Raw genomic sequence first — 24471 nt, 5'->3', positions numbered from 1 at the left:
ATGTCGATTTTCCTGACCGAGAACAGCAAGGTCATTGTCCAGGGCATCACCGGGTCCGAGGGCACCAAGCACGCGACCAAGATGCTGAAGTCCGGCACCAACATCGTCGGCGGCGTGAACGCCCGCAAGGCCGGGCAGACCGTCACCATCGAGGGCAAGGACCTCACCGTCTTCGGCACCGTCGAAGAGGCGATGAAGGAGACCGGCGCCGACGTGTCGGTCATCTTCGTGCCGCCGAAGTTCGCCAAGGACGCGGTCATCGAGGCGATCGACGCCGAGATCCCGCTCGCCGTGGTGATCACCGAGGGCATCCCGGTGCACGACTCGGCGTACTTCTGGGCCCACGCGGGCGCGAAGGGCAACAAGACCCGGATCATCGGCCCGAACTGCCCCGGCGTGATCAGCCCCGGCAAGTCCAACGCGGGCATCATCCCCGCCGACATCACCGGCCCCGGCAAGATCGGCCTGGTGTCGAAGTCCGGCACGCTGACCTACCAGATGATGTACGAGCTGCGGGACATCGGCTTCTCCACCGCGGTCGGCATCGGCGGCGACCCGGTCATCGGCACCACGCACATCGACGCGCTCGCGGCCTTCCAGGAGGACCCCGAGACCGAGGTCATCGTGATGATCGGGGAGATCGGCGGCGACGCCGAGGAGCGGGCCGCGGACTACGTCAAGGCCAACGTCACCAAGCCGGTCGTCGGCTACGTGGCGGGCTTCACCGCGCCGGAGGGCAAGACGATGGGCCACGCCGGCGCCATCGTGTCCGGCTCGTCCGGCACCGCCGCGGCGAAGAAGGAGGCCCTCGAGGCCGCGGGCGTCAAGGTCGGCAAGACCCCGACCGAGACCGCCAACCTCGCGCGGGAGCTGTACCAGGGCCTGCACTGAGCGGGTTCGCACCAGCACGGCTGACGGGCCGGGCACCCATCGGGTGCCCGGCCCGTTGTCATGGGTGGCTGGTCCGGGTCTCTTCGGCCGCCGACGCAACCGTTCGCGGTCCCGGCACGTCGGTTATTCGCAGAGGGCGCGGTGCGCTAGCTTTCCCGTGCGCGCCGACCTCTATTCGACCCCCCGGACGGCCACACGGCAGAGCTGGCCCCGGTCCAGCGAGTTCCTCGAATGACAGGAGAGCACGGATGTCCTTCCCCAGCGGGCCCGGTTACCCCCAGCAGGGTGGTGGCGCGCAGCCCGGTCCCCAGGCCCCCGGCACCGGCGGGTTCGGCCAGGCGGGCCCGGCACAACCTCCGGCGCAGCCCGCGCCGTCGCAGGCGAGCCAGGGGATCCCGATGAACCCCGGCGTGCTCGCCTCGCTCGTCACCACCGTGCTCGGGCTGGTGGCCTACTTCCTCAGCTTCTCGAGCGAGGCGTCGGGCACCAACATGGTCGTCACGCTGCTGCTCGTCGGCGGTCTGCTCGCCGCACTGCGGCTGCTGCCGAACGGCCCGAAGGTGCTGCCGTTCGCCGCGGTCATCAGCGTGGCCGGTGGCCTCACCGGCGTTTCCACCGTGGTCGGGGCGCCCGCCGAGTCCACTGTTCCCGGCATCGTCGTGGTGCTGCTGATCGTCGGCATCCTGCAGCTGCTCGCCGCGGTCGCGGCGCTGCTGTTCGAGTACAAGCTGCTCAAGGTGCCCGCCCCGAAGCCGCAGCAGCCCCAGCAGTACGGCCAGGGATACGCGCCGCAGCAGCAGAACCAGCAGTTCCCGCAGGGCCAGACGACGCAGTACCCGCAGCCGCAGCAGGGCCCGAACGAGGGCGGCGGGTTCAACCAGCCGACGAAGTTCGGCCCGCCGGTGACGCCGCCGGGTTCCTCCCCGTCGACGTCCCAGCCGCCGTCGACGCCGCAGTCGCCTTCGACGCCGCAGCCGCAGTCCACGCTCTACGCCCCGCAGCAGGGCCAGTTCTACCAGCAGCCCAGCAGCAGCGAAGGCGAGCAGAAGCCCGGCACCCCGCCGGGAGGCTTCGGCCAGCCGAGCTGACCCAAGCAGTTCAACGCCCGCGGTGACCCTCGGTGTCACCGCGGGCGTTTTTGTCATGCGGCTGACTCGACCGGGTGGGGATGGGCGCACCTGCCGCCGAAAGGTCGGCGTGGCTCACCCGGATGGCCCAACCCGAATGCGATGGTCTTGATCATGCTGCTCGCCACGTCTGATCGCCAGGAGGGGGACGAGCTGCCGCCCGAGTCCGGCGACGGCGACGCGCTCACCGGCGCGGCGCGCACGCGGACCCTGCTGGCAGCCGCCCTGTCTCCGCTGGTCACCGGGTACCTGGTGACCGCGGCGCTGCTCGCGCTGGTCGTCGCGATCGCCTCGCAGGCGCAGTTCAGCGCGGTCGGCGTGCTGTTCGCCGCGGCACCGGCGTGGCTCGCGGCCTACCAGGTCCCGCTGGAGATCGGCGGCCAGCAGCTCGGCGTGCTGCCCCTGCTCGCGACGATCGGCGTGTGCCTGCTGGTGGCGCGCACCGCGAGCAACGCCGCCCAGCGCCTCGGCTACCGCGAACCGGGCCGCGTGGTGCCGCTGGTCGCGGTGATCGCCGGTGCGCACGCGGTGGCGGGCACGGTCGTCGCGATCGCGGTCACCAGCCCCCAGCTCGACGTCGAACCGCTTCCCGCGTTCGGCACGCCCGCGCTCCTGTCCGGGCTCAGCGCCATCGCCGGGGTCGCGCCCCGGTGCGGCGGGCGAGAGCTCGTGCGCGCTTACCTCGACCCGATCGCGATTCGCGGGCTTCGCGCGGGCGCGCTCGGACTGGCCGGGCTGGTCGCCTGCGGCGCGATCGTGTTCGCGGTTTCGTCGGCGCTGAGCTTTTCGACGATGCGCGGGCTGTTCGCCGCGGGCGGGCCGGGGTTCGGCAGCGGCGCCGGGATGACCCTGCTGTCGCTCGGGTACCTGCCCAACGCGGTCGTCGGCGGCCTCGGGTTCGCGGTCGGGCCGGGGTTCTCGATCGGCGGCGCCACCGTGTCGGCGATCGGCTACACCGGCGGCCCGGTGCCCGCGCTGCCGTTGCTGGCCGGGGTGCCGGAGACCAGGGCCGGGTGGTGGCCGGTGTTCCTGCTGCTGCCGCTGGCCGTCGGCGCGCTGGTCGGCTGGACGCTGCGGAAGATCGACCCCGATCCGCTGATGCGGCTGCGCACCGTCGCGGTCGCGGGCGCGCTGATCGGGTTCGGCTGCGTGCTGCTGTGCACTTTCGCGGGCGGAAGGCTCGGCGGTGGCGCGTTCGACCCGGTGTCGCTGTCCCCGGTCGCGGTGTCGCTGGCGGCGTTCTGCTGGATCGCGATCCCGGGCGGGTTCGTCGCCTGGCTCGCCGGGCCGAGCGCACCCGAACCGGAGCCGGAGTCGGAACCGGCCGAGGAAGAGCCCGAATTCGAGATGCTCGTCGAGACCGTCGACGAACCCGAGGAGGATGCGGCGGACGAGGACGCCGAAGCCGACCTGGAAGACCTCGAAGCCGGGATGGCCGACGAGGACGAAGAACCCGAAGCCCCGGCGGAAACCGGCGAAGGTGCCGGAGACCACAGCGAGCCGGAGCCGGAGCCCGTACCGGAGGAGCAGGCGCCCGGCGACGCGGATCCCGAGGTCGAGCCGGAAAAGTGAGCGGCAGCGCCCGCTGCGGGTGCGCGCACCAGCCGCGTCTACGCTGAACACCCCAGGTGGATCGCGCCAAGGAGACCATTCTGTCCAGTCGGTTGGACCTTCCCACGCCGGTCAAGCTCGTGGTGCTCGCGTCCGGTTCCGGGACGCTGCTGCAGGCCGTGCTCGACGCCGCGCGCAAACCCGGGTACCCGGCGAGGGTCGTCGCCGTGGGCACCGACCGCACCGGGATCGAGGCGCTGGACCGCGCCGAGCGCGCGAGCGCGCCGCATTTCACGGTGCGCCTGGCGGATCACCCCGACCGCGCGGCGTGGGACGCGGCGCTGACCGACGCGGTCGCCGTCTACCGGCCCGATCTGGTGGTGTCGGCGGGTTTCATGAAGATCCTCGGCCCCGGTTTCCTCGCCAGGTTCGCCAATCGCGTGCTCAACACGCATCCGGCCCTGCTGCCCGCGTTCCCCGGCATGCACGCGGTGGCGGACGCGCTCGAACTCGGCGTGAAGGTGACCGGCTCGACCGTGCACTTCGTGGACGCGGGCGTCGACACCGGGCCGATCATCGCGCAGGAAGCGGTCCCGGTCGAAGCCGACGACGACGAGACGCGGCTGCACGAACGGATCAAGGCGGTCGAGCGCCGCCTGCTGGTCGAGGTGATCGAACGGCTCGGCCGCGGCGGGTGCACTGTGGACGGACGAAAGGTGAGTTTCAGGTGACGGAATCCCCAGTGTCTTCGACAGCAAGTGAGTCCATTGTGGACGGTCGACGGCCGGTGCGCCGCGCGCTGATCGGCGTGTCGGACAAGACGGGGCTGCTCGAGCTCGCCACCGGGCTGCACGCGGCCGGGGTCGAGATCGTCTCCACCGGCGGCACCGCGAAGGTGATCGCGGACGCGGGTGTGCCGGTGACCCCGGTCGAGGAGGTCACCGGGTTCCCGGAGTCGCTCGACGGCAGGGTCAAGACGCTGCACCCCCGCGTGCACGCGGGCCTGCTCGCCGACCGCGACCGGCCGGAGCACGTCGAGCAGTTGCGCCAGCTCGACATCGCGCCGTTCGACCTGCTCGTGGTGAACCTGTACCCGTTCCGGCAGACGGTGGCGTCGGGGGCGAGCCCCGAGGACTGCGTCGAGAACATCGACATCGGCGGGCCCGCGATGGTGCGCGCGGCGGCGAAGAACCACGGCAGCGTCGCGGTCGTGGTGGATCCGGCCCGGTACGAGTGGGTGCTTTCCTCCGTGCGCGACGGCGGTTTCGCGCTGGCGGACCGGAAGCGGCTCGCCGCGCAGGCGTATGCGCACACCGCGAGCTACGACGTGGCGGTCGCGGCGTGGTTCGCCAACGTCTACGCGCCCGCCGACGATTCCGGGTTCCCCGAGTTCACCGGCGGCGCGTGGGAGCGCGGCGAAATCCTTCGCTACGGCGAGAACCCGCACCAGCGGGCCGCGGTGTACAAGCACTGGCGCGGCGGGCTGGCCCACGCCGAGCAGCTGCACGGCAAAGCCATGTCGTACAACAACTACGTCGACACCGACGCCGCGCGGCGGGCGGCCTACGACTTCAGCGAGCCCGCGGTCGCGATCATCAAGCACGCGAACCCGTGCGGGATCGCGGTCGGCGCGGACGTCGCCGAAGCGCACCGCAAGGCGCACGCGTGCGACCCGGTTTCGGCCTACGGCGGCGTGATCGCGAGCAACCGGCCGGTCACGCGCGAGGCGGCGGAGCAGATCGCGGAGGTGTTCACCGAGGTCGTGCTCGCGCCCGATTTCGACGCCGACGCGCTGGACGTGTTGCGCCGCAAGAAGAACGTGCGGCTGCTGCGCCTGGCGCCGCTCGCCGACCCGGATCCCGTCGAGTTCCGGCCGATCTCCGGCGGCATGCTGGTGCAGACCGTCGACACGATCGAGGCGCCGGGCGACGACCCGGCGAACTGGCAGCTCGCGACCGGGGAACCCGCCGACGAGGCCACGCTGGCGGATCTCGCGTTCGTGTGGCGCGCGGTGCGGGCGGTGAAGTCGAACGCGATCCTGCTCGCCCACGACCTCGCGACCGTCGGCGCCGGGATGGGCCAGGTGAACCGGGTCGACTCCTCGCGGCTCGCGGTGCGGCGCGCCGGGGACAGGGCCAAGGGCTCGGTGGCCGCGTCCGACGCGTTCTTCCCGTTCCCGGACGGGCTGCAGGTGCTGCTCGACGCCGGCGTGCGCGCGGTGGTGCAGCCGGGCGGCTCGGTGCGGGACGCCGAAGTCATCGCGGCGGCGGAGGAAGCGGGCGTCACCCTGTACCTCACCGGCACCCGCCACTTCGCCCACTAGCTCCCGTCACCCTGCGTAGCCACTGTCCGCGCAGGCGTCGGTCGCGGAGTGCGTTTAGCCCGCTAAACGCACTCCGTGGCCGAGCTAGGGGGTCCGGTATGGGAGGAATGAGCGGGTTGGGGCTGATGGGGTGTTACGGTGAGTGCGCGCTCCACGAGTCGGGCCGGGTGCCGTCGACGTCGGTGAAGCCGTAGGTCCGGGCGAGGTCGGCGGCGGTGACGGACCGCTGGTTCCAGCGCGCGCGGTCGGCGTCCGCGGCGAGCGCGGCGACGGCCCTGCCGACGTACCGGGGTGATTCGGACTGGGCGAATCCGGGCGGCGCGGTGGGGTGGCCGTCGGCGCGGTCCGGGGCGAGCGCGTCGCGCCAGGTGTCCTCGGTGACGCCGAAGTTGCCGAGCATCATCTCCGACCGCAACCAGCCGGGGGTGATCGCGGTGGCGGTCGCGCCGTGCGGTTCGAGTTCGTGCCCTTGGGAGAACGCGAGCCGGTTCACCGCGGCCTTCGCCAGGTCGTAGAACACGGAGATCCGGTATTCGGCGGCGTTGAACTCGGTGGTGCCGTCGGTGATCTCGGCGAGCAGCCCGCCCCGGCGGCGGATCAGCAGCGGCAGCAGGTGGTGGGACGTGATCAGGTGGGTGTCCACGGCGAGCCGGAGGATGCGCAGGCCGGTGTCGAGATCGTGCTCCCAGATCGGCGTGTTCCAGTCGGCGGGGCCGCCTTTGAGGACCTCGGCGCCCCAGATGTCGTTCACCAGCACGTCGATCCCGCCGTGCTCGGCGTCGATCCGCTCGGCGAGGCGGCGCACCTGCGCCGGGTCGAGGTGGTCGACCGGGATCGCGATACCGGTGCCGCCGAGCCCGGTGACCAGGTCGGCGGTTTCTTCGATCGTCTCGGCGCGGTCGTAGTCCGACGTGAGCGCGCCCGTGACGCTGCTGCGCCCGGTGCAGATCACGGTGGCGCCCGCTTCCCCGAGTGCGGCGGCGATACCGCGCCCGGCGCCCCTGGTCGCGCCCGCGACCACGGCCACCCGGCCCCGCAGTGCTTCCCGATCCGGTGTCCAGGTCATCGGCTGAGTATGCGCGATGAGGTCAACTCGATCACCAATGAATACCTAAACTTCCACATCTACGGTAACTTCGATGAAGTTACGGATAGATAGGGAATAATTCGATGCCGGAGCTGTACTCGGTGGAGCAGGTCGCGGGACTGCTCGGCCTGCACGTCCGCACGGTCCGGGGCTACGTGCGGGACGGGAAGCTGCCCGCCACCCGCATCGGGAAGCAGTACCGGATCGCGCGCCACGATCTCGAGGAGTTCACCGGCGCGCCGGTCCAGCGGCACCGGCGGGTCGAGGTGACCAGCGTCGTGCAGGTCGATGCGATCGACCCCGAGGCCGCGAGCCGGATCGGCCTGACCATGACGGGCGCGCTCAACGGCCGGGATTCCGGTGACGCGCGGATCCGGGTCGAGACGGCCTACGACCCCGAACGCGCCAGTCTGAAGATCGTGCTGATCGGGGACACGGACGACACCGCCGAGCTGCTGCGGCTCGTCGGCGCGATGGCAAGGGGAGACCGATGACCGGGAACTACCGGAGCGAGCTGGGCAAGCGCATCGTCGAACAGCGCTACCGCGCGCTGCTCGACAAGTGGCCGGTGGAGAAGACCGAGCTGCGCGTTCCGACGCGCGAGGGCGAGACGTTCGTCGTCGCGAGCGGCCCCGAGGACGCGCCGCCGGTGATCGCCTTGCAGGGATCCGGGGCCAACTCGGCGATGTGGTTGCCGTCCATCGCCGAGCTTTCCGCGCGGTTGCGGGTGTACGCGGTCGACGTGATCGGCGAGCCGGGCTTCAGCGCGCCTTCGCGCCCGGAGCTGGGTTCCGAGTCGTATGCGCTGTGGCTCGACGACGTGCTGCGCGAACTCGGAGTGGACCACGCGGCTTTCCTCGGCGTCTCGCTCGGTGGCTGGTTCGCGATCGACTACGCGTCGCGAAGGCCGGACGCGGTGAGCAAGCTCGTGTTGCAGACGCCGAGCGGGATCGGCAGACAGAAGCTCGGCGTGCTGTTCAAGGCCATTGCCTTGCGCCCCTTCGGTGACTGGGGCGCGAAAAAGCTGCTGCGCGGTGTCGCGGGCGAGGAAGTGCCGAAGGGCAACGAACTGGTCGACCTGATGCTGAGCGTGGGCAAGCAGTTCCAGTACCGGATGGGCACGATCCCGATCTTTTCCGACGAAACGCTGGCAGGGCTGAAGATGCCGGTGTTCGTGGAGGTCGGCGGGAAGGATTCGATGATCGACACCTACGGCACCCAGCGGCGGGTCGAGGCGAACATGCCGAACGCGCTGGTGCGGATGCTGCCCGACGCGGGGCACCTCCCGCTGAAACCTTCGCGGCCGCTGCTGAAGTTCCTCGGCGGATGATCGAGGTCGCGATCCTGATCGGGTTGCAGGCGTCCGGGAAGACGAGTTTCTACCACGCGGCGCTGGCCGCCACGCACGTCCACGTCAGCAAGGACGCCTTCCCGAAAGCGCGGAACCGGCAGGCGCGGCAGCGCGGAGCACGCGTGACCGGGTACTGGTTTCCGCCGGACTCGGCCGGGTCGCGAGCGCGCAACACGAGCAGGGGCACCGAAACCCGGGTGCCCGAGGTCGGGCTCTATGCCACGCTGAAGCGCCTGCGGCAGCCGCGGCTCGCCGACGGATTCGACGAGCTGTTCGCCGTGCGGTTCGACGGCAGGGGCGGGTTTCTCGTGCGGCCCATGGAGGAGTGACGATGCTGGGAGCCGGGTTCGAGGCCGGGCAGCGCGCCAGGGAATGGTTCCACGCCTTGACGGTTCCGGTCGGCGCGTGGACAGTCGTGCGGGTCGACGGCCGCGGGTTCTCCCGGTTCACCGAGCGCCATTTCGGCAAACCGTTCGACGAGGGGTTTTCCGGGTTCATGGTGGAGACCGCGCGAGCGTTGCTGACCGAGTTCGACGCCCGCTACGCCTACACCGAAAGCGACGAGATCTCGGTGGTGTTCGATCCCGGCCACGATCCGTTCGGGCGGAAGGTGGAGAAGATCGTGTCGATCTCGGCGGGTGTCGTTTCCGCGGCGTTCACCCACGCCGCCGGTCGGCCCGCGCACTTCGACAGCAGGGTGTGGCTCGGCACCGGTGTCGGCGACGTGCTCGACTACGTCTCCTGGCGGCAGGCGGACGCGACGCGCTGCGCGTTGAACGGCTGGTGCTACTGGACGCTCCGCGAGGCGGGCGCGTCGCGGCAGGAGGCGACCCGGCGCCTGCACGGGACGACCACCGCCGACAAGAACGAGCTGCTTTTCCAGCACGGGATCAACTTCAACGACGTGCCTGCCTGGCAACGGCGTGGCATCGGTCTCTGGTGGGGGACGCACCGCCGCTCCGGGCACGATCCGGTTCGCGGCGCCGAGGTCACCGCCTCGCGGCGCCACGTCCACATCGAGCGCGACCTGCCCGTGAAGGACGAGTACCGCGCCTTGGTCGGCCGCCTGCTCGGTGGTGCTGGGTAGGCTTTCGCCATGACCGGAGAAAGCGGTGTGCCGACCGGCCCGGTGGAGCCCGGCGACTTCCGAGTGTCCGATGTGGACCGTGCGAGGGCGGCGGCGCTGCTGGAGGACGCGGTCGGCCAGGGCATGATCACGCTGGCGGAGTTCGAGGAGCGCGCCGGTGCGGCGATGGCCGCGCGGGTCCGCCGTGAGCTGGACGCGGTGCTCGCGGATCTTCCGGTGGGGGAAGTCGCCGCCGAGGAACCGCCGCTGGAGCTGAGCGCGGGGATGGGCGATCTGAAGCGGACCGGCCGGTGGGTCGTGCCGCGCCGGATCTTCGCGCGGTGCTCGATGGGCAGCGTCAAGCTAGACTTCACCGAGGCCGACTGCCGCCACCGCGAGGTCGAACTCGAGGTGCAGTGCGGCTGGGGCAGCGTGACCGTGATCGTGCCGAAGGGCTGGACCGTGCTCACCGGGGCGATCGCGGTCGGGTCCGGCGATTTCGTGCACAAGGCGACCGCGCCCGGCGTCCCCGGCAAGCCGGTGCTGCGGGTGAGCGGCAAGGTCACCGCGGGCACGATCAAGCTCAAGCACTCGCGCCGCTGACGGTTCCCGCCGCCTTTTCGCGCCCTGTAACGGTCTTTTTCGCGCGCCGGAACTGTCGGTGTGGCGCGGTAGTGTTGAAATCAGGGGCTCCCCTAGGCGTACGAACGGTCCGTTCGTACGGGCGGAGGGGCGCGGGTCAGCGGCGGTGCCGGTAGGCCGTGCGTGCGGCGCGCGGGAGCCAGGAGTCGTCGGACGGCGGGTGGAACACCTCGCCGAGGTGGGCGATCAGCTCGGGCAGGCCGCGGTGCTGGTCGCCGGTCCGCCAGACCAGCGAGTGCGGGTAGTACGGCATCGGGCCGCGCACCGGGATCCGGCGCAGGTCGTGGTCCTCCGGCCAGACGATGCTGGTCCGGTCGCCGACGAAGGTGAGCGTGCTCGTCGATTCGGCGACGGTGTCGAGCAGCGCTTCGATACCGAAGTCGGGTCCGGTCGCGTCGACCGTGACGCCGAAGTCCTCGGACAGTTCGCGGTAGAAGTCCGCCCATTCGCTGCCACCGACGATGCCGGGCATCCAGATGCGGAACGGCGCCAGCTCGCTCATCCGGACGGATGTGGCCGCCGCGAGGGGATGCCGGTTGCCCACTACGATCTGCACCGGGTCGAGGTAGGCGAACGCGTGCGCCAGCCCGGCGCCGACCGGCTCGCGGAGATAGGCGAACCCGGCGTCGATCTCGCCGTCCCGCAGCGCGCGCGTCATTTCGTCCGCGTTCTTCAGCGTCACCGCTTCGACCGGGAGGTCGTGGTGCACGCGGCGGAACTCCCGCACGATGTCGGCCGTGCAGACGCGGCGATGCCGCACGTCGACGCGCAGGGGCCGGGTTTCCGGCCGCACCGAGCCGATCGCGTCCTCCACCGCGGCCAGCACCGCACGCGCGCGGGGCAGGAACGTCCGCCCGTCCGCGGTCAGCGCCGCCCCCGTGGCGACGCGGACGAACAGCGCGGTGCCGAGATCGCCCTCCAGCGCGGCGATCCGCTTCGACACGGCCTGCTGGCTGATGCCGACGCGATCGGCGGCCAGCCGGAACTGCCCCTCCTCCGCGACCGCGACGAACGCGCGCACGCCCTCGAAGTTCATGGCCGTGACGGTAACAACCATCAGTTGTCCTCAACGGTACTGGTTCGGACTGCCCCGCGTTCAACGCGGATGGTGCACAACAAGGGTTTGTGCACTGGGGTCCGCCCTACCGGTGAAACGGTGGCTTTCCGGCGTGAGCGCGGTCATCGCGATCTCTAGCGTCGGTGCCTATGAAACGCTTCGCAGCCGCCATCCTCGTCGCTGCTTTGATCGGGAGTACCGGCAGCGCGGCCGCCACGCCCGCGCGGGGCTCGCTCGTCGCCATGACCCCGTTGCGCGAACTGGACCGCTCCGCCACCGCCGCCGAACTGACCGAGACCGGTTTCTCCGCCGACGCGGTGCGGTTCGGCGTCGACACCTACCGGGTCGAATACCGGACGATCGATGCCGCGCACCGCCCGACGACGGCGAGCGGGCTGCTCGCGGTCCCGCGTGGCGGCGCTCGCGCACTGTCGCCGGTCGTCGTCGCGCACGGCACCACGAGCTATCGCGGCGACGCACCGTCCGTGCAGCGGAAGAACTTCGCGACCTCGCCCGCGCTCACCTACGCCGCCGCGGGCTACGCGGCGATCGCGCCGGACTACCTCGGCCTCGGCACCGGGCCCGGCACGCACCCGTGGATGGACGTGCCGTCGGAGACGACCGCTTCGCTGGATCTGCTGCGCGCCGCCCGCACCGCGGTGCCCGGTCGCGCGTTGCGGTCCGAGGTGCTGGTCACCGGGTTTTCGCAAGGCGCGTCGGCGGCGCTCGGGCTCGGCAGGGCACTGGCCGCGCACGAGGAGCCCGCGTTCCGGCTGCGCGCGCTGGCGCCGGTGAGCGGTGGGTACGCGTTCCGGCGAGCCGAAATCCCCGCGTTGCTGCGCGGTGAACTGGAACCGAAGTCGAGCGCGCTGTATTCGGCCTACCTGCTGGTGGCCTGGAACCGGTTGCACCACCTGTACGACACGCCGTCCGAGCTGTTCCGCGCACCCTACGACGCGACGATCGAATCGCTCTTCGACGGCGAGCACACCGGAAAGCAGCTGATGGCGGGCACACCGTCCACTGTGGATCAACTGCTCACGGCGCGCGGTCTGGAACTGCTCCGCCACCCGTCGGAACCGTTCGCCGCCGCGTTGCGCGTCGCGGACGGCGTGTGCTCCGGTTGGCGTCCTGGCGCGCCGCTGCGGATGTACGTGATGCCGGGCGACGACCAGGCCGCGACCGCCAACACTTCCCACTGCGCCAAGGCGTTCCGCGCGGGCGGGGTCGCCCCGGAGGTGGTCGAACTGCCGAAAGCGGTCTACGGCGGATCGACGCACCTCGGCTCGAACGTTTCGGCCACCGCGGACCTCGTGCGCTGGTTCGTTTCGCGGTTCCCGCCGGGATAATCGCGGGATGGACATCTTCGCCGAGGACGGCCACCGGCTGTGGGCACAGGAGCGCGGCGCGGGGGAGCCGGTGGTGTGCTGCCACGGCGGGCCCGGCCTGTGGGACATGTTCGAAGACGTGGCACTGCCGGGCCGGATGATCCGCTGGGACCAGCGCGGCTGCGGCCGCTCGGCACCCGGCGGCCCGTATTCGCTGGCGCGCACCGTCGACGACCTGGACGCGGTGCGGCGCGGCTTCGGGCTGGACCGGATGGCCCTGTTCGGGCATTCGTGGGGCGCGCAGGTCGTGCTGCGGTACGCATTGGACCATCCCGAGCGGGTGTCCAAAGTGGTCTACGTTTCCGGTGTCGGCATCGGCGATCGCTGGCACGCGGAGTTCAGGAAGAAATTCCTGGCACGGCTGGGCGAAGACCGCCCGCGGTGGGAGGAGTTGCGGGCACGCGAGCGCACCCCGGAAGAGGGGCGGGAACTGGCGGTGCTGCAGTGGACGGCGGACTTCGCCGACTCTTCCCGTGCTCGCGAACACGCCGAGGCGATGGCGACACCGTGGTTTGAGGTCAACTACGAGTGCAACGCGGCGATCGCCGCGGAGGAATCGCCTCGGGAGGCTGATCTGGTGGCGGAATGCCGAGGGCTGGCGGTTCCGGTGTTGCTTGTGGACGGTGCCGCGGACCTCCGGCCCCGGTGGGCGGTGGATTCGCTGGCGGAGGCGCTGCCGTCGGGGGAACGGGTGGTCTTGCCCGAGGTGGGGCACGTGCCGTGGCTGGAGGCGCCGGGCGAGTTCTACGCTGCCGTGTCCGGGTTTTTGACGAGTACGACGTAGGGATCGCCGTCGGTGTAGGGCTGTTTGGTGAGCCCCGCTCGTTCGGCCACCGCGATGGCGGCGGTGTTCCCCGGTTTCGTCTCGGCTACCACTGGCCATTGTGGACGGATCTCGGTGGCGAGCGCGAGTGCTTCGCGGGCCATCTCGGTGGCCAGGCCGAGGCCGTGCAGCGCCGGGTCGACGCGGTAGTAGAGATTCCAGTGTGGACCGTCCTCCCCGGTGATGAGCCGGATGCCGCCGAAGCCCGCGATCCGGTTTTCGTACAGCAGTGCCCAGTAGCCGAGTTCGCCCGCTTCCCACACCTCGGCGAAGGCGTTGAGGTACTTCGCCGAGGTTTCCCGCGACGGCGGTTCGCGCGGTGGGGTTTCCCGGGCGCGGAGGGCCGTTTCGAGCGCGTGGAAGGCGTCGAGGTCGGCGCGCTCGACGCGGCGCAGCCGGAGGCGGGCGGTGGTCCGCTCGTACGCGGTCATCGGTGCGCCGCCAGGAACTCGTCGATCAGGGCGTTGACCTCGGCGGGGCTTTCCAGCGCGGCGAGATGCGCGGTGCGGGGCAGCACGGCGAACCGCGCGCCGGGGATCGTGTCGGCCATCGCGCGGGTTTCGGCGACCGGGAAGGTCGCGTCATCCTCACCCGCGACGACCAGCACCGGGGTGCGGATGCCGCCGAACAGCGCGCGCTGATCGGGGCGCCGCGGCACCACGCTCGTCACCGCCCACGACGTCGACCGCGGGTCGGCGCGCTCCGCCGACGCCTTGATCGCGGCCACCACCGCGGGCTTCTCCCGCCGGGTCGTCGGCCCGGCGAACGCGTGCACCACCGATCTCGTCAGGGGCGGGCGGATCCCGCCGAGCAGTTTCGCCACGCGCGTCAGCAGCGGGTATTCGAGCCGCTGCCGCGGACCGGCGGGGGACGCCGTGCAGTTCATCAGCACCGCCGTGCGCACCCGCTCGGGATGGCGGGCGGCGAAGGTGCCGCCGATCATGCCGCCCCACGAGTTACCGACGAAATCGACGTCGGCGAGATCGAGCCCGTCGAGGATGTCCACGACGCAGCGCGCGCACTCGTCGAAGGAGAACCCGCGCGTCAACGGTTCGCTCGCGCCGTGGCCGGGCGGGTCCACGAGCACGACCCGGTGGTCGACCCCGAAGTGCTCGGCCTGCGCCGACCACAGCGAGCCGTCCATCAGCAGGCTCGGCCAGAACAGCATCGCCGGGCCCTCGCCGCCCGCGCGCACCCTGATCCTGCCGAGCACGGTCGGCACGTCGTGATCGGTCAGCTCCATGCGCGGAGTCTGCACCCCTTCCCGCCGTTACGCCCGCTCGAAGACGAGGTCGAAGTCCTTGCGCCAGTTCACCCCCTGATCCTCGGACGCTTCCCAGCGACCGGCGATCCGATCCGGCTCGACCTCGGCGACGAACCGCTGGAACATGTCGGGGTCCTCGCGGTTCAGGGTCCACCGCGTGCCGTCGAAGGTCATGGCGAACACCCGGCAGACGCCTCGTTCGTCGTGGTAGAGCGCCGTGTAGGCGTCGTTCGCGTCGCTGCGGCCGAGTACGAGGACCATCTTGCTGGTGGCCCCGCCCGGCTCCCCCTCCATCGTCCAGCGGACGACCACGAACGCGTCACCGAGCCACTCGGCCGTCGCTTCGCCCGGTACCTCTTGGTCGGCGGGCTCCAGGAACCACGCATCGCTCAACGTCGTCCGCCACGATCCCACCAGCGCGTCCAGCCGCTCCATCGCCTCACTGCGCATCGTTTCCTCCTCTGAGGTCACCGAGCATGCTAGCGCCGGGGTACGACAGTTCCGGGGAAAGTGCCGTTTTCCTGGCGACGGCAAGGAAAACGGCACTCGCGTGGGTCACGCCATCCGCTGTGCCACCCGGTCGCGGCGGGCCGCCACGGCGGACCCGGATTCGCGTCGCGCCATCCGCCGGAGCACCGCGGGCGCCAGCGCGAAACCGAGGACGGCCCAGGCGCCGAGCGCGCCGGCGGTCGCCAGGTGCCGCCACGATTCGCCGATCTCCGCGACCGCCAGCGCGTCCGGCAGCAGCGCCGAGCGCAGGCCGAGCCCGAGCCAGTACACCGGGAACACCTGCGCCACCCACTGCAGCCACTCGGGCATCGCGGTCACCGGGTAGAACACCCCGGAGATCACCAGGAGTCCCATCAGGAGCATGGTGGCCAGGCTGAGGCTCTGCGAATTCGTGAACAGCGAGCCGAGCACCGCGCCGAGCGGCAGCGTCGCGACGAGGCCGAGCGCCGTCATCCCGGCCACCGCGAGCCAGGACGGGGCGAACCCGTCGAACAGGGCCACCGCGGCGACCAGCACGATCGCCAGCACCACCACGGTCAGCCCCGCCTGGGCGAGCACCTTGCCGGTGACGTAGCCGCGCATGCCGTTCGGGGTGGCCTTGGCGCGCAGCAGCGTGCCGTCCTCGCGGTCCATGGTCAGCGCCATCGCCAGTCCCATCACCCCGGTCATCGCCACGTTCATCGCGAGAATGCCGGGAACCGCTTGTGTGCCAAGGGAAAACTTGGTTCCCGGCACGGTGGTGCCGCGCAGCGCGTACATCACCACGACGGTCGCGGCGGGGAAGAACAACCAGCCGATGAGTTGCATCGGGCTGGTCAGGACCTGGCGCAGCTCGATCCAGCCGCGGTGCGGCCCGGTGCGGAACGCGGTCATGCCGTCACCTCCGCCAGCTCGGCGGGCGCTTCGGTGCGGGCGCCGGATTCGAACTCCCGCACCATGCTCAGGTAGACGTCCTCGAGCCGGACCCTGCGCACCGCCAGGTCGCTCAGCGCGTCACCGTGCCGATCGAAGAGGCCGCGCACGTGCGCGGTCGCGTCGGCCACCGAGTCCACAAAGGATTCACCGGCGACCCGGTAGGCGACTTCGTCCTTTCCAGACACTCGCGCGGCCAGCTCGGCCGGCGTGCCGTCGGCGACGATCCGCCCGCCGAGCAGGAGCACGATGCGGTCGCACAGCTTTTCCGCCTCGTCGAGGTCGTGCGTGGTGAGCAGGATCGTGGTGTCCTCGCGCGAGGACAGCGCGCGCACCAGTTCGTGGAAGTCTTGGCGCGCTTGCGGATCGAAGCCGACCGTCGGCTCGTCGAGGAAGAGCAGATCGGGTTTGCCGACGAGCCCGACGGCCACGTCGAACCGCCGCCGCTGCCCACCGGAGAGCCTGCCGACGGGGGTGCGCGCGTGCTCGGTGAGGCCGACCAGCGCGATCAGTTCGTCGGCGTCGTAGGGCCTTGGCCGGGTGGGTGTCCCGTATGGCGCGTAGTAGCGGCCGAGGTGGTCGAGCAGTTCGCGGACGCGCCATTTCGCGTGGTCGCGCCAAGACTGCAGCACGATGCCGAGCCGCGCGCGCCACTGTTCGCCGCCTTCGTCGGGATCCACGCCGAGCACGCGCACTTCGCCGGCGGACCGCTTCCGGAAGCCTTCGAGTATTTCGATCGTGGTGGTCTTGCCCGCCCCGTTCGGGCCGAGCAGGCCGAGTACCTCGCCTCGGCGGGCGTGGAGGTCCACGCCGTGCAGCACGTCGGTGGTGCCGTAGCGCATCCGCAGCCCGCTGGTTTCGAACTCTGGTTTAGGAGGAATGTTCCGTGCAGCCATGCCTTCAAGTGTTTCATTGAAGGACCCGTTGAAACTTCGTTGAAACATGCGGCGAAAAGCTCGCGCCAAGCCTCAAACGGTGGCTAAGGCGTGGCGAGTGCGATGGGGGTGTCGCCGCAGCGGCGGAGCGCGGCGACCGGTTCGGCGCCCGCGGTCCACCAGCGCGGCACGTCGACGTCGCGCAGGAGCGAGCCGGTGGCCAGCCGCGCGCTGTTGGACACGATCACGCGGCCCTGCGCGTTGACGAGCGCGGCGCGTCCGCCGAGCGGGCGCAGCTTCGGCTGCAGCGCGCGTTCGACCTGCCGCACGAACACGTCCGCGCCCACGACACCGGCGAACACGCCGTCGCGCCGCGCGGGCACGGTGAAGGTGAGCGTGTACTCGTCGGTGCAGAGGTAGTCGACGTACGGGCCGTTGATGTGCCGCTTGCCGGTGTCCCTCGGCACCGTGAACCACGACTGCCGCGTGTAGTCGAGAAAGGTGGGGCTCGCCGGGTCGAGGCTGATGAACAGCTGCGACGGCGGGCCGCCCGCGGGGTCGCTCGTCCACCATTCGAAGCCGAACCGCTGGTCGGCGAGGATGTCCGGGGCCGCGACGAACCCGGCGCCGACCACCAGCCCGCCGAGGCAGTCGACGACCCTGGGGCGCAGCCGGTCGAGATCCGACGCGCGGGCGCCCGCGTCACCGAGCAGGGCCTCCACGTCGGTCAGCACCGGCTTCAACCGGTCGAAAACACCTTCCACCAGCGCGGAAACCTGCTCGACGATCTCGTCGCCCGCTTGCGTGCGCGTGTCGTTCACGATGCTCTTCCTCCGATGCGCGGATGCCGCACATTACGGGGCCAGAAGGTCGAAGTGCACCTCTGCCAACCGGTCTATCGCGTCGAGGATGTGTTCCTCGGTCAGTTTCCTGGCCAGGTCGCCGTCGCCGCGTGCGATCGCGGCCGTGATCGCGCGGTGCTCGGCGTGCGCCGCCCGTCTCGGCTCGTCGGCGGTGGCGAACGGCAGCCAGAGCAGGCCGCCGTGCTCGCCCTGGAGCCGTACCTCCTGGTGGGTCAGCCGCGGTGACTGGGCCGCGGCCGCGACCTCGAGGTGGAACTGCCGTTCGGCGCGCGAGATCGCGACCCCGGTGGCGGTGCGGACGTCCTCGGTCGCGAGTTCGAGCCGCTCGACGTCCTCCCGCGTGGCGCGTTCGGCGGCCAGTTTCGCGGCGGCGCCCGCGATCGCGAGGTAGTGGTCGCCGACGTCGCGCAGATCGCTGAGCGACACCGTGCTGAGCCGGTCCCGCCAGGTCGCGAGCGTGGGCTCGCCGGGTGCCTTGACGAAGCTGCCGCCGCTGCGGCCGCGCCGGGTTTCGACGAGACCTTGCTGCCGCAGCGCGACCAGCGCCTCCCTGATGGTCACCGTGGAGACGCCGAAGAGCCCGGCGAGATCGGCTTCGCTCGGGAGCTGTTCGCCGTCGGAGAGCAGGCCGAGGGTGATCGCGTCGACGAGCCGCGCGGTGACCGCCTCGACCCGGCCCGGCTGGCCGAGCGGCGCGAACATGGCGGATCGCGCGGTGTGCGACATGCCCTGGCCCATCGCTGCCATCGACTCCCTTCGCCGTTGGTCCGGCAACCCGATGGCACCAATCTTGCCTCAAACTCTTGTCATATTACATATGGAGTCATATGTTTAAGCGCCATCACGGACCGAGCAGATCGCGTCGCCGAGAGCGACCGGGGCACGAGGAGTTCGCAGTGCGGCAGCTCAACCACTTCATCGGCGGTGCCTACGCCGAACCGGCAGGCAGGGTCGCCGAGATCGTCGATCCGGTGACGGGGCGCGCCTTCTGCACCGCGCCCGTCGCGGGCCCCGAGGAGGTCGACCACGCGCTCCGGGTCGCCGCGAAGGCGTTCGAGAGCTGGCGCGAGACCACTCCGGCCCAGCGGCAGCTCGCGTTGCTGAAGATCGCCGACGTCCTCGAAGAACGGGCCGAGGAGATCGTGCGCGTCGAGTCGGAGAACACCGGGAAACCGCTCGCGCTCACGATGTCCGAAGAGATTCCGATGGTGCTGGACCAGGTCCGGTTCTTCGCGGGCGCGGCGCGCGTGCTCGAAGGGCGGGCGGCGGGGGAGTATCTAGAGGGGTTCACCTCGTACGTGCGCCGCGAGCCCGTCGGCGTCTGCGCGCAGGTCACGCCGTGGAACTACCCGCTGCTGATGGCGATCTGGAAGATCGCGCCCGCGCTCGCCGCCGGGAACACCATCGTGCTCAAGCCGTCGGACACCACGCCCTGTTCGACGCTGCTGCTCGCCGAGATCTGCGGCGAATTCCTCCCGCCGGGCGTGTTCAACGTGGTGTGCGGCGACCGCGACACCGGGCGCGCGCTCGTCGAGCACGAGATTCCCGCGATGGTCTCGATCACCGGGTCCGCGCGGGCGGGGATCGAGGTCGCGGGCGCGGCGGCGAACGACGTCAAGCGCGTGCACCTCGAACTCGGCGGCAAGGCGCCGGTGGTGGTCTTCGCCGACGCCGATCTCGAAGCCGCGGCCGCCGCGATCGCCGAGGCCGGGTACTTCAACGCCGGCCAGGACTGCACCGCGGCCACCCGCGTGCTCGTCGACGACGAGGTGCACGACGAGTTCGTCGCCGCGCTCACCCGCGTGGCCGAAGCGGCGAAGACCGGGAAACCCGATGACGAGACCGTCGCGTTCGGACCGCTGAACAACGCCGACCAGCTGAGCAAAGTGGACGGTTTCATCCGCAGACTCCCCGCGCACGCGACAGTCCACTGTGGAGGTCGCAGAGCGGGCTCGGAAGGCTACTTCTACGAAGCCACCGTGGTTTCCGGCGTGCGGCAGGACGACGAGATCAGCCAGCACGAGGTGTTCGGCCCGGTGATCACCGTGCAGCGGTTCTCCGGTGAGGCCGACGCGCTCGCCTCCGCCAACGGCGTTCCGTACGCGCTCGCGTCCTCGGTGTGGACGAAGGACCACCAGCGCGCGCTCCGGATGTCCGCGAAGCTCGACTTCGGCTGCGTCTGGATCAACACGCACATCCCGCTGATCGCCGAGATGCCGCACGGCGGGTTCAAGAAATCGGGCTACGGCAAGGATCTCTCGCTCTACGGGCTCGAGGACTACACCAGGGTCAAGCACGTGATGAGCGCGTTGTGAGCGTCGGCGTCGAAAGGACCACCATGCCAAACCAATCACCCGCCGCCGCGCCGGAAGCCGCGCTCGCGGCCACCGACGTGCCCGCGATCCGGCTTCGCGGTCTGCGCAAGCACTTCGGCGACGTGCACGCCGTCGACGGGGTGGACATCGACATCGCGCACGGCGAGTTCTTCTCGATGCTCGGCCCGTCCGGTTCGGGCAAGACCACGGTGCTGCGCATGATCGCCGGGTTCGAGCTGCCGACCGGCGGCACGATCGAGCTGCACGGCGAGGACGTCAGCAGGCTCGCGCCGTTCGACCGCGACGTGAACACCGTCTTCCAGGACTACGCGTTGTTCCCGCACCTGAACGTGCGGCAGAACGTCGAATACGGGCTGCGCGTGCGGCGCGTGCCCAAGGCCGAGCGGCGGGAGCGCGCGATCGAAGCGCTCCGCACGGTGCGGCTGGAGGAGTTCGGCGACCGCAAACCGGGCCAGCTCTCCGGCGGGCAGCGGCAGCGGGTGGCGCTGGCCCGCGCGCTGGTGAACCGGCCCAAGGTGCTGCTGCTCGACGAACCGCTCGGCGCGCTGGACCTGAAGCTGCGGCACACCATGCAGACCGAGCTCAAGCAGATCCAGCGCGAGGTCGGCATCACGTTCATCTTCGTCACGCACGACCAGGACGAGGCGCTGACCATGAGCGACCGCGTCGCGGTGTTCGACGGCGGGCGCATCGAACAGGTCGGCACCCCGCGCGAGGTGTACGAGCGGCCGGAGACCGCGTTCGTCGCCGGGTTCGTCGGCACCTCGAACCTGCTTCGCGGCCGTGGCGCGGAAAGCGTGCTCGGCAAGCGCGGCGTGTTCAGCATCAGACCCGAGAAGATCCGCATCGACGGCGATCTGTCCCGCACCGCCGCGCCGGGGGAGACCAGTGCCACCGGCACGGTCACGAACGTCGTCTACGCCGGGGCGACCATGCGCTACGAGGTTTCCCTCGACGCGGGCGGCAGGCTTTCGGTGGTGCGCCAGAACGATTCCCCGCCGCCGGAGTTCACCGACGGCAGGGTGCGGCTGAGCTGGTCGCACGAGCACAACTTCCCCGTCTCCGCCCCCATAACGTCCGAAGTGGACTGATCAGCGAAAGGGTTGTCATGAAGAACAGGAAGCTGGCGGTCGCCGGACTGCTCGGCGCGGGCCTGCTGCTCGCCGCCTGCGGCACTTCGGGAAGCGGTTCGTCCAGTGCGCCTCCCGGCGCGCAGGGGTTCACGCCACCCACGCTGGAGCCGCTCGGGCAGCTCGGCCAGCCCGAAGGCGCGCTGAACGTGCTGGCGTGGCCGGGATACGCGGAAAACGGCGCGAACGACCCGAAGGTCAACTGGGTCACGCCGTTCGAGCAGGAAACCGGCTGCAAGGTCAACGTCAAGCCGTTCGGGACCTCGGACGAGGCCGTCAACCTGATGAAGACCGGTGACTACGACGTGGTTTCCGCCTCCGGCGACGCGTCGTTGCGGCTGGTCGCCTCCGGTGACGTCGAGCCGGTGAACACCTCGCTCGTGCCGAACTACGCCGACGTGTACGGGTTCCTCAAGAACAAGCCGTGGAACAGCGTCAACAACGTCTCCTACGGCGTCCCGCACGGCTGGGGCGCGAACCTGCTCACCTGGCGCACCGACAAGGTGACCCCGCCGCCGAACTCGTGGTCGGTGATGTTCGACCAGAATTCGCCGTACAAGGGCAAAGTGATCGCCTACGACTCGCCCATCTACATCGCCGACGCCGCGCTGTATCTGCAGAAGCACCAGCCGGAGCTGGGCATCAAGGACCCGTACGCGTTGGACGACAAGCAGTTCAAGGCCGCGGTCGACCTGCTCAAGCAGCAGCGCCCGCTGGTGAACGAGTACTGGTCGGACTACCTCAAGGAAAGCCAGGCGCTCAAGAACGGCGACGGGGTGGTCGGCACCGCGTGGCAGGTCACCGTGAACCTCACGAAGAGCGAAGGCGCGCCGGTGGAATCAGTGCTGCCGACCGAAGGCGCCACCGGGTGGTCGGACACCTGGATGGTGTCGGCGAAGTCGAAGCACAAGACGTGCGCCTACAAGTGGATGAACCACATCATCTCGCCGAAGGTCAACGCGCAGGTCGCCGAGTACTTCGGCGAAGCACCCGGAAACGCCAAGGCGTGCGCGGAAACCACGGACAAGAAGCACTGCGACACCTACCACGCGGGTGACGCCGAGTTCGCCAAGAAGATCTCGTACTGGACCACCCCGATCGCCCAATGCCTCGACGGTCGCACCGACGTCAAGTGCAAGGACTACGGCGAGTGGACTCGTGCTTGGACCGAAATCAAGGGCTGAGTCCCTGGCCTGACCGGAGGCGCCGCGGGCCCCACCCCCGCCCGCGGTGCCTCCCCTTCCCGGAGGTTCCCCGATGGTTTCGGCGAGTTCGCTCTCCCGCTTCATGTACCGGAAACCGCGGCTGCGGCTGGGTTTCCTGCTGTCCGTGCCGCTGCTGTGGCTCGGCATCGCCTACCTCGGCGCGCTGGCGGCGCTGTTCGTCACCGCGTTCTGGCACACCGACACCTTCACCGGCAAGGTGGTCACCGAGTGGTCGTTCGACAACTTCGTCACGCTCTTCCACGACGCGGTGTACCGCTCGATCACGTTGCGCACACTGGGAATCGCGGCGCTGGTGACGGTGATCGACGCGGTGATCGCGTTCCCGATGGCCTTCTACATGGCGAAGTTCGCGTCGCGGCGAGCGCGGCGGCTGCTCGTGATCGCGGTGATGACCCCGCTGTGGGCGAGCTACCTGGTGAAGGCGTACGCGTGGCGGACCATGTTGTCCGGCAACGGAGTGCTGCACTGGCTGCTGGCACCGTTCGGAATGGACGGTCCGGGTTACGGTGTGCTGGCGACCGTGATCACGTTGTCCTACCTGTGGTTGCCGTACATGATCCTGCCGATCTACGCGGGGCTGGAACGCCTTCCTGACTCCCTTGTGGACGCTTCCGGTGATCTCGGCGCGAAGTCGTTCCGCACGTTCCGGTCGGTGGTCCTGCCGCTGACCTTCCCCGCCGTGGTGGCCGGTTCGATCTTCACCTTTTCGTTGTCGCTCGGGGACTACATCGCGGTGAAGATCGTCGGCGGCACCAGCCAGATGCTCGGCAACGTCGTCTACGACAACATCGGCGCGGCCAACAACCTGCCGTTCGCGGCGACCGTGGCCACCGTGCCCGTGGTGATCATGCTCGTCTACTTGGCCGCAGTGCGCCGAACCGGCGCGCTCGACAACCTGTAAATGCAACAACGGCAGAAGCTTGCGTGGCGGTGCGGGTGGCGGCGCGAGCTGACGGCCACCCAAGCGGCTCCGCCGCTTCAGGAACAGAGACTAGGAGTCCGTCGTGGTGATTTCGAAGAAGGTCAAGTACCTTCTGCTCGCGGCGCTGGTGCTCGGGCTCGCGGTGCTCTACTTCCCGCTGCTCGTGGTGCTGCTCAACTCGTTCAACACCGACACCACGTTCGGCTGGCCGCCTTCGGGGTTCACGCTGGAATGGTGGTCGCGCGCGATTTCGAACGACGGCGCGGTCAGTGCACTGTGGACGAGCGTGCAGGCGGGGCTCGCGGCCACCGCGATCGCGCTCGTGCTCGGCACGATGGCCGCGTTCGCGTTGCAGCGCTACCGCTTCTACGGCCGCAACCCGGTGTCGCTGCTGATCATCCTGCCGATCGCGCTGCCGGGGATCGTCACCGGTATCGCGCTCAACAACGCGTTCCGGACGATCCTCGGCATCGACCTCGGGCTGTTCACCGCGATCGTGGCGCACGCGACGTTCTGCGTCGTGGTGGTGTTCAACAACGTGGTGGCCAGGCTGCGGCGGATGGGCGGCAACCTCGAAGAGGCGTCGATGGACCTCGGCGCGAACGGCATCACCACGTTCCGGCTCGTCACCTTCCCGATGCTGCGCTCGGCTTTGCTCGCGGGTGGCCTGCTCGCGTTCGCGCTGTCGTTCGACGAGATCATCGTGACCACGTTCACCCTGGGCACCGGAATGGAAACGCTGCCGATCTGGATCTACAACAACCTGTTCCGGCCGAACCAGGCGCCAATCGTGAACGTCGTCGCGGCCGTGCTGATCGTCGCCTCGACGGTGCCGGTCTACTTGGCGCAGAAGCTTTCCGGCGGCGATTCGGCGAGCGGCGGGAGGCTGTGATCGCTTTCGGCCGTGCCCGGTACTCGCGCCGGGAAATCGGCTCTGGTAAGGGCTTCTGCTGCCTCGGCGGGGAACTGGTGATGCCGTGAAGGTGGCTTTCGGGGAATGTAGCGCCCCGAAGGTCACTTTCGGGGCATGCGGGTCGCGGCGGTGGAGCGTGCGAGGGGTGGATTTGTGGCGTCTGGCGCCCCGAAGGCCACCTTCGGGGCATGCGCAGCCTTGCCCGCACGCCCGC

At 70.1% G+C, this 24471-nt stretch carries 26 protein-coding genes; 17 read left to right on the top strand and 9 right to left on the bottom strand.

Going from position 1 to position 24471, the window contains the following annotated elements; all coding sequences use genetic code 11:
- The 5 genes from sucD (at window position 1) to purH (ending at window position 5892) form a co-directional block, all read left to right on the top strand.
- Entirely contained in the window at window positions 1-891 is an 891-nt protein-coding gene (sucD, locus tag HUW46_RS14970) for a succinate--CoA ligase subunit alpha (protein WP_215547859.1), read from the top strand.
- 248 nt (window positions 892-1139) lie between these two features.
- Window positions 1140-1979, top strand: a complete 840-nt coding sequence (locus HUW46_RS14965; protein WP_215547858.1) for a DUF5336 domain-containing protein — start codon at window positions 1140-1142, stop codon at window positions 1977-1979.
- Between the two features lie 153 nt (window positions 1980-2132).
- Complete coding sequence (locus tag HUW46_RS14960) at window positions 2133-3590, top strand: cell division protein PerM (RefSeq protein ID WP_215547857.1); 1458 nt, start codon at window positions 2133-2135, stop codon at window positions 3588-3590.
- A gap of 92 nt (window positions 3591-3682) precedes the next feature.
- Window positions 3683-4300, top strand: coding sequence for a phosphoribosylglycinamide formyltransferase (gene purN, locus HUW46_RS14955; RefSeq protein ID WP_215547856.1), 618 nt, complete (start codon window positions 3683-3685; stop codon window positions 4298-4300).
- Window positions 4297-5892, top strand: a complete 1596-nt coding sequence (purH, locus tag HUW46_RS14950; protein WP_442860937.1) for a bifunctional phosphoribosylaminoimidazolecarboxamide formyltransferase/IMP cyclohydrolase — start codon at window positions 4297-4299, stop codon at window positions 5890-5892. The genes purN and purH overlap by 4 nt, the downstream gene beginning before the upstream one ends.
- 133 nt (window positions 5893-6025) lie before the next feature.
- Here the strand turns inward: purH and HUW46_RS14945 are convergent, their stop codons facing one another.
- Entirely contained in the window at window positions 6026-6958 is a 933-nt protein-coding gene (locus tag HUW46_RS14945; RefSeq protein WP_215547855.1) for an SDR family oxidoreductase, read from the bottom strand.
- 104 nt (window positions 6959-7062) lie between these two features.
- Between HUW46_RS14945 and HUW46_RS14940 the strand changes: the two genes are divergently transcribed.
- The 5 genes from HUW46_RS14940 to HUW46_RS14920 are packed head-to-tail and all read left to right on the top strand — an operon-like array spanning window position 7063 to window position 9999.
- Window positions 7063-7473 carry a helix-turn-helix domain-containing protein gene (locus HUW46_RS14940; RefSeq protein WP_215547854.1) on the top strand — a complete coding sequence of 137 codons (411 nt, stop codon included), beginning with the start codon at window positions 7063-7065 and terminating at the stop codon, window positions 7471-7473.
- Entirely contained in the window at window positions 7470-8309 is an 840-nt protein-coding gene (locus tag HUW46_RS14935; protein ID WP_215547853.1) for an alpha/beta fold hydrolase, read from the top strand. Before HUW46_RS14940 ends, HUW46_RS14935 begins: the two co-directional genes overlap by 4 nt.
- Window positions 8306-8659 carry an ATP-binding protein gene (locus HUW46_RS14930; protein ID WP_215547852.1) on the top strand — a complete coding sequence of 118 codons (354 nt, stop codon included), beginning with the start codon at window positions 8306-8308 and terminating at the stop codon, window positions 8657-8659. The genes HUW46_RS14935 and HUW46_RS14930 overlap by 4 nt, the downstream gene beginning before the upstream one ends.
- 2 nt (window positions 8660-8661) lie before the next feature.
- Window positions 8662-9417 (top strand): tRNA(His) guanylyltransferase Thg1 family protein, encoded by a 756-nt coding sequence (locus HUW46_RS14925; RefSeq protein WP_215547851.1) that lies wholly within the window; start codon window positions 8662-8664, stop codon window positions 9415-9417.
- 9 nt (window positions 9418-9426) lie between these two features.
- Window positions 9427-9999, top strand: a complete 573-nt coding sequence (locus HUW46_RS14920; RefSeq protein WP_215547850.1) for a DUF1707 SHOCT-like domain-containing protein — start codon at window positions 9427-9429, stop codon at window positions 9997-9999.
- A gap of 136 nt (window positions 10000-10135) precedes the next feature.
- Here HUW46_RS14920 and HUW46_RS14915 read toward each other — a convergent pair whose 3' ends face one another.
- Entirely contained in the window at window positions 10136-11074 is a 939-nt protein-coding gene (locus HUW46_RS14915) for a LysR family transcriptional regulator (RefSeq protein WP_215547849.1), read from the bottom strand.
- Window positions 11075-11244: 170 nt separating this feature from the next.
- On the opposite strand from HUW46_RS14915, the gene HUW46_RS14910 reads away from it, so the two are divergent.
- Both HUW46_RS14910 and HUW46_RS14905 read left to right on the top strand, forming a co-directional pair.
- Window positions 11245-12444 carry a lipase gene (locus HUW46_RS14910; RefSeq protein ID WP_215547848.1) on the top strand — a complete coding sequence of 400 codons (1200 nt, stop codon included), beginning with the start codon at window positions 11245-11247 and terminating at the stop codon, window positions 12442-12444.
- Window positions 12445-12451: 7 nt separating this feature from the next.
- Entirely contained in the window at window positions 12452-13267 is an 816-nt protein-coding gene (locus tag HUW46_RS14905) for an alpha/beta fold hydrolase (protein WP_215547847.1), read from the top strand.
- Here the strand turns inward: HUW46_RS14905 and HUW46_RS14900 are convergent.
- The 7 genes from HUW46_RS14900 to HUW46_RS14870 all read right to left on the bottom strand — a co-directional run bounded on the left by HUW46_RS14900 (window position 13228) and on the right by HUW46_RS14870 (window position 18468).
- Window positions 13228-13737 carry a GNAT family N-acetyltransferase gene (locus tag HUW46_RS14900; RefSeq protein WP_215547846.1) on the bottom strand — a complete coding sequence of 170 codons (510 nt, stop codon included), beginning with the start codon at window positions 13735-13737 and terminating at the stop codon, window positions 13228-13230. The two genes, HUW46_RS14905 and HUW46_RS14900, sit on opposite strands and share 40 nt — an antisense overlap.
- Window positions 13734-14549, bottom strand: coding sequence for an alpha/beta fold hydrolase (locus HUW46_RS14895; protein WP_215547845.1), 816 nt, complete (start codon window positions 14547-14549; stop codon window positions 13734-13736). The genes HUW46_RS14900 and HUW46_RS14895 overlap by 4 nt, the downstream gene beginning before the upstream one ends.
- 27 nt (window positions 14550-14576) lie before the next feature.
- Complete coding sequence (locus HUW46_RS14890) at window positions 14577-15020, bottom strand: hypothetical protein (protein ID WP_215547844.1); 444 nt, start codon at window positions 15018-15020, stop codon at window positions 14577-14579.
- Between the two features lie 105 nt (window positions 15021-15125).
- Window positions 15126-15953, bottom strand: a complete 828-nt coding sequence (locus tag HUW46_RS14885; RefSeq protein ID WP_215547843.1) for an ABC transporter permease — start codon at window positions 15951-15953, stop codon at window positions 15126-15128.
- A complete protein-coding gene (locus tag HUW46_RS14880) occupies window positions 15950-16888 on the bottom strand; it encodes an ABC transporter ATP-binding protein (protein WP_254126187.1) in 939 nt (312 codons plus the stop codon). Before HUW46_RS14880 ends, HUW46_RS14885 begins: the two co-directional genes overlap by 4 nt.
- An 83-nt stretch (window positions 16889-16971) precedes the next feature.
- Entirely contained in the window at window positions 16972-17688 is a 717-nt protein-coding gene (locus HUW46_RS14875; protein WP_215547842.1) for a cache domain-containing protein, read from the bottom strand.
- 33 nt (window positions 17689-17721) lie between these two features.
- Complete coding sequence (locus HUW46_RS14870) at window positions 17722-18468, bottom strand: FadR/GntR family transcriptional regulator (protein WP_215549876.1); 747 nt, start codon at window positions 18466-18468, stop codon at window positions 17722-17724.
- 158 nt (window positions 18469-18626) lie between these two features.
- Between HUW46_RS14870 and HUW46_RS14865 the strand changes: the two genes are divergently transcribed.
- From HUW46_RS14865 to HUW46_RS14845, 5 genes are all read left to right on the top strand, one after another.
- Window positions 18627-20045, top strand: a complete 1419-nt coding sequence (locus HUW46_RS14865; RefSeq protein WP_215547841.1) for a gamma-aminobutyraldehyde dehydrogenase — start codon at window positions 18627-18629, stop codon at window positions 20043-20045.
- Between the two features lie 23 nt (window positions 20046-20068).
- Window positions 20069-21157, top strand: coding sequence for an ABC transporter ATP-binding protein (locus HUW46_RS14860; protein ID WP_215547840.1), 1089 nt, complete (start codon window positions 20069-20071; stop codon window positions 21155-21157).
- A 17-nt stretch (window positions 21158-21174) separates the two neighbouring features.
- Window positions 21175-22380 carry an ABC transporter substrate-binding protein gene (locus HUW46_RS14855; protein WP_215547839.1) on the top strand — a complete coding sequence of 402 codons (1206 nt, stop codon included), beginning with the start codon at window positions 21175-21177 and terminating at the stop codon, window positions 22378-22380.
- Window positions 22381-22453: 73 nt separating this feature from the next.
- Window positions 22454-23323: an ABC transporter permease gene (locus HUW46_RS14850; protein ID WP_215547838.1), complete on the top strand. Its 870-nt coding sequence runs from the start codon at window positions 22454-22456 to the stop codon at window positions 23321-23323.
- A 103-nt stretch (window positions 23324-23426) separates the two neighbouring features.
- Window positions 23427-24236, top strand: coding sequence for an ABC transporter permease (locus HUW46_RS14845; protein WP_215547837.1), 810 nt, complete (start codon window positions 23427-23429; stop codon window positions 24234-24236).
- The last annotated feature ends 235 nt before the right edge of the window (window positions 24237-24471 follow it).

It is taken from the genome of Amycolatopsis sp. CA-230715 (assembly GCF_018736145.1).
In the GTDB taxonomy this organism is placed as follows: Bacteria; Actinomycetota; Actinomycetes; order Mycobacteriales; family Pseudonocardiaceae; genus Amycolatopsis.
This window is presented reverse-complemented; position numbering and strand designations above follow the sequence as displayed.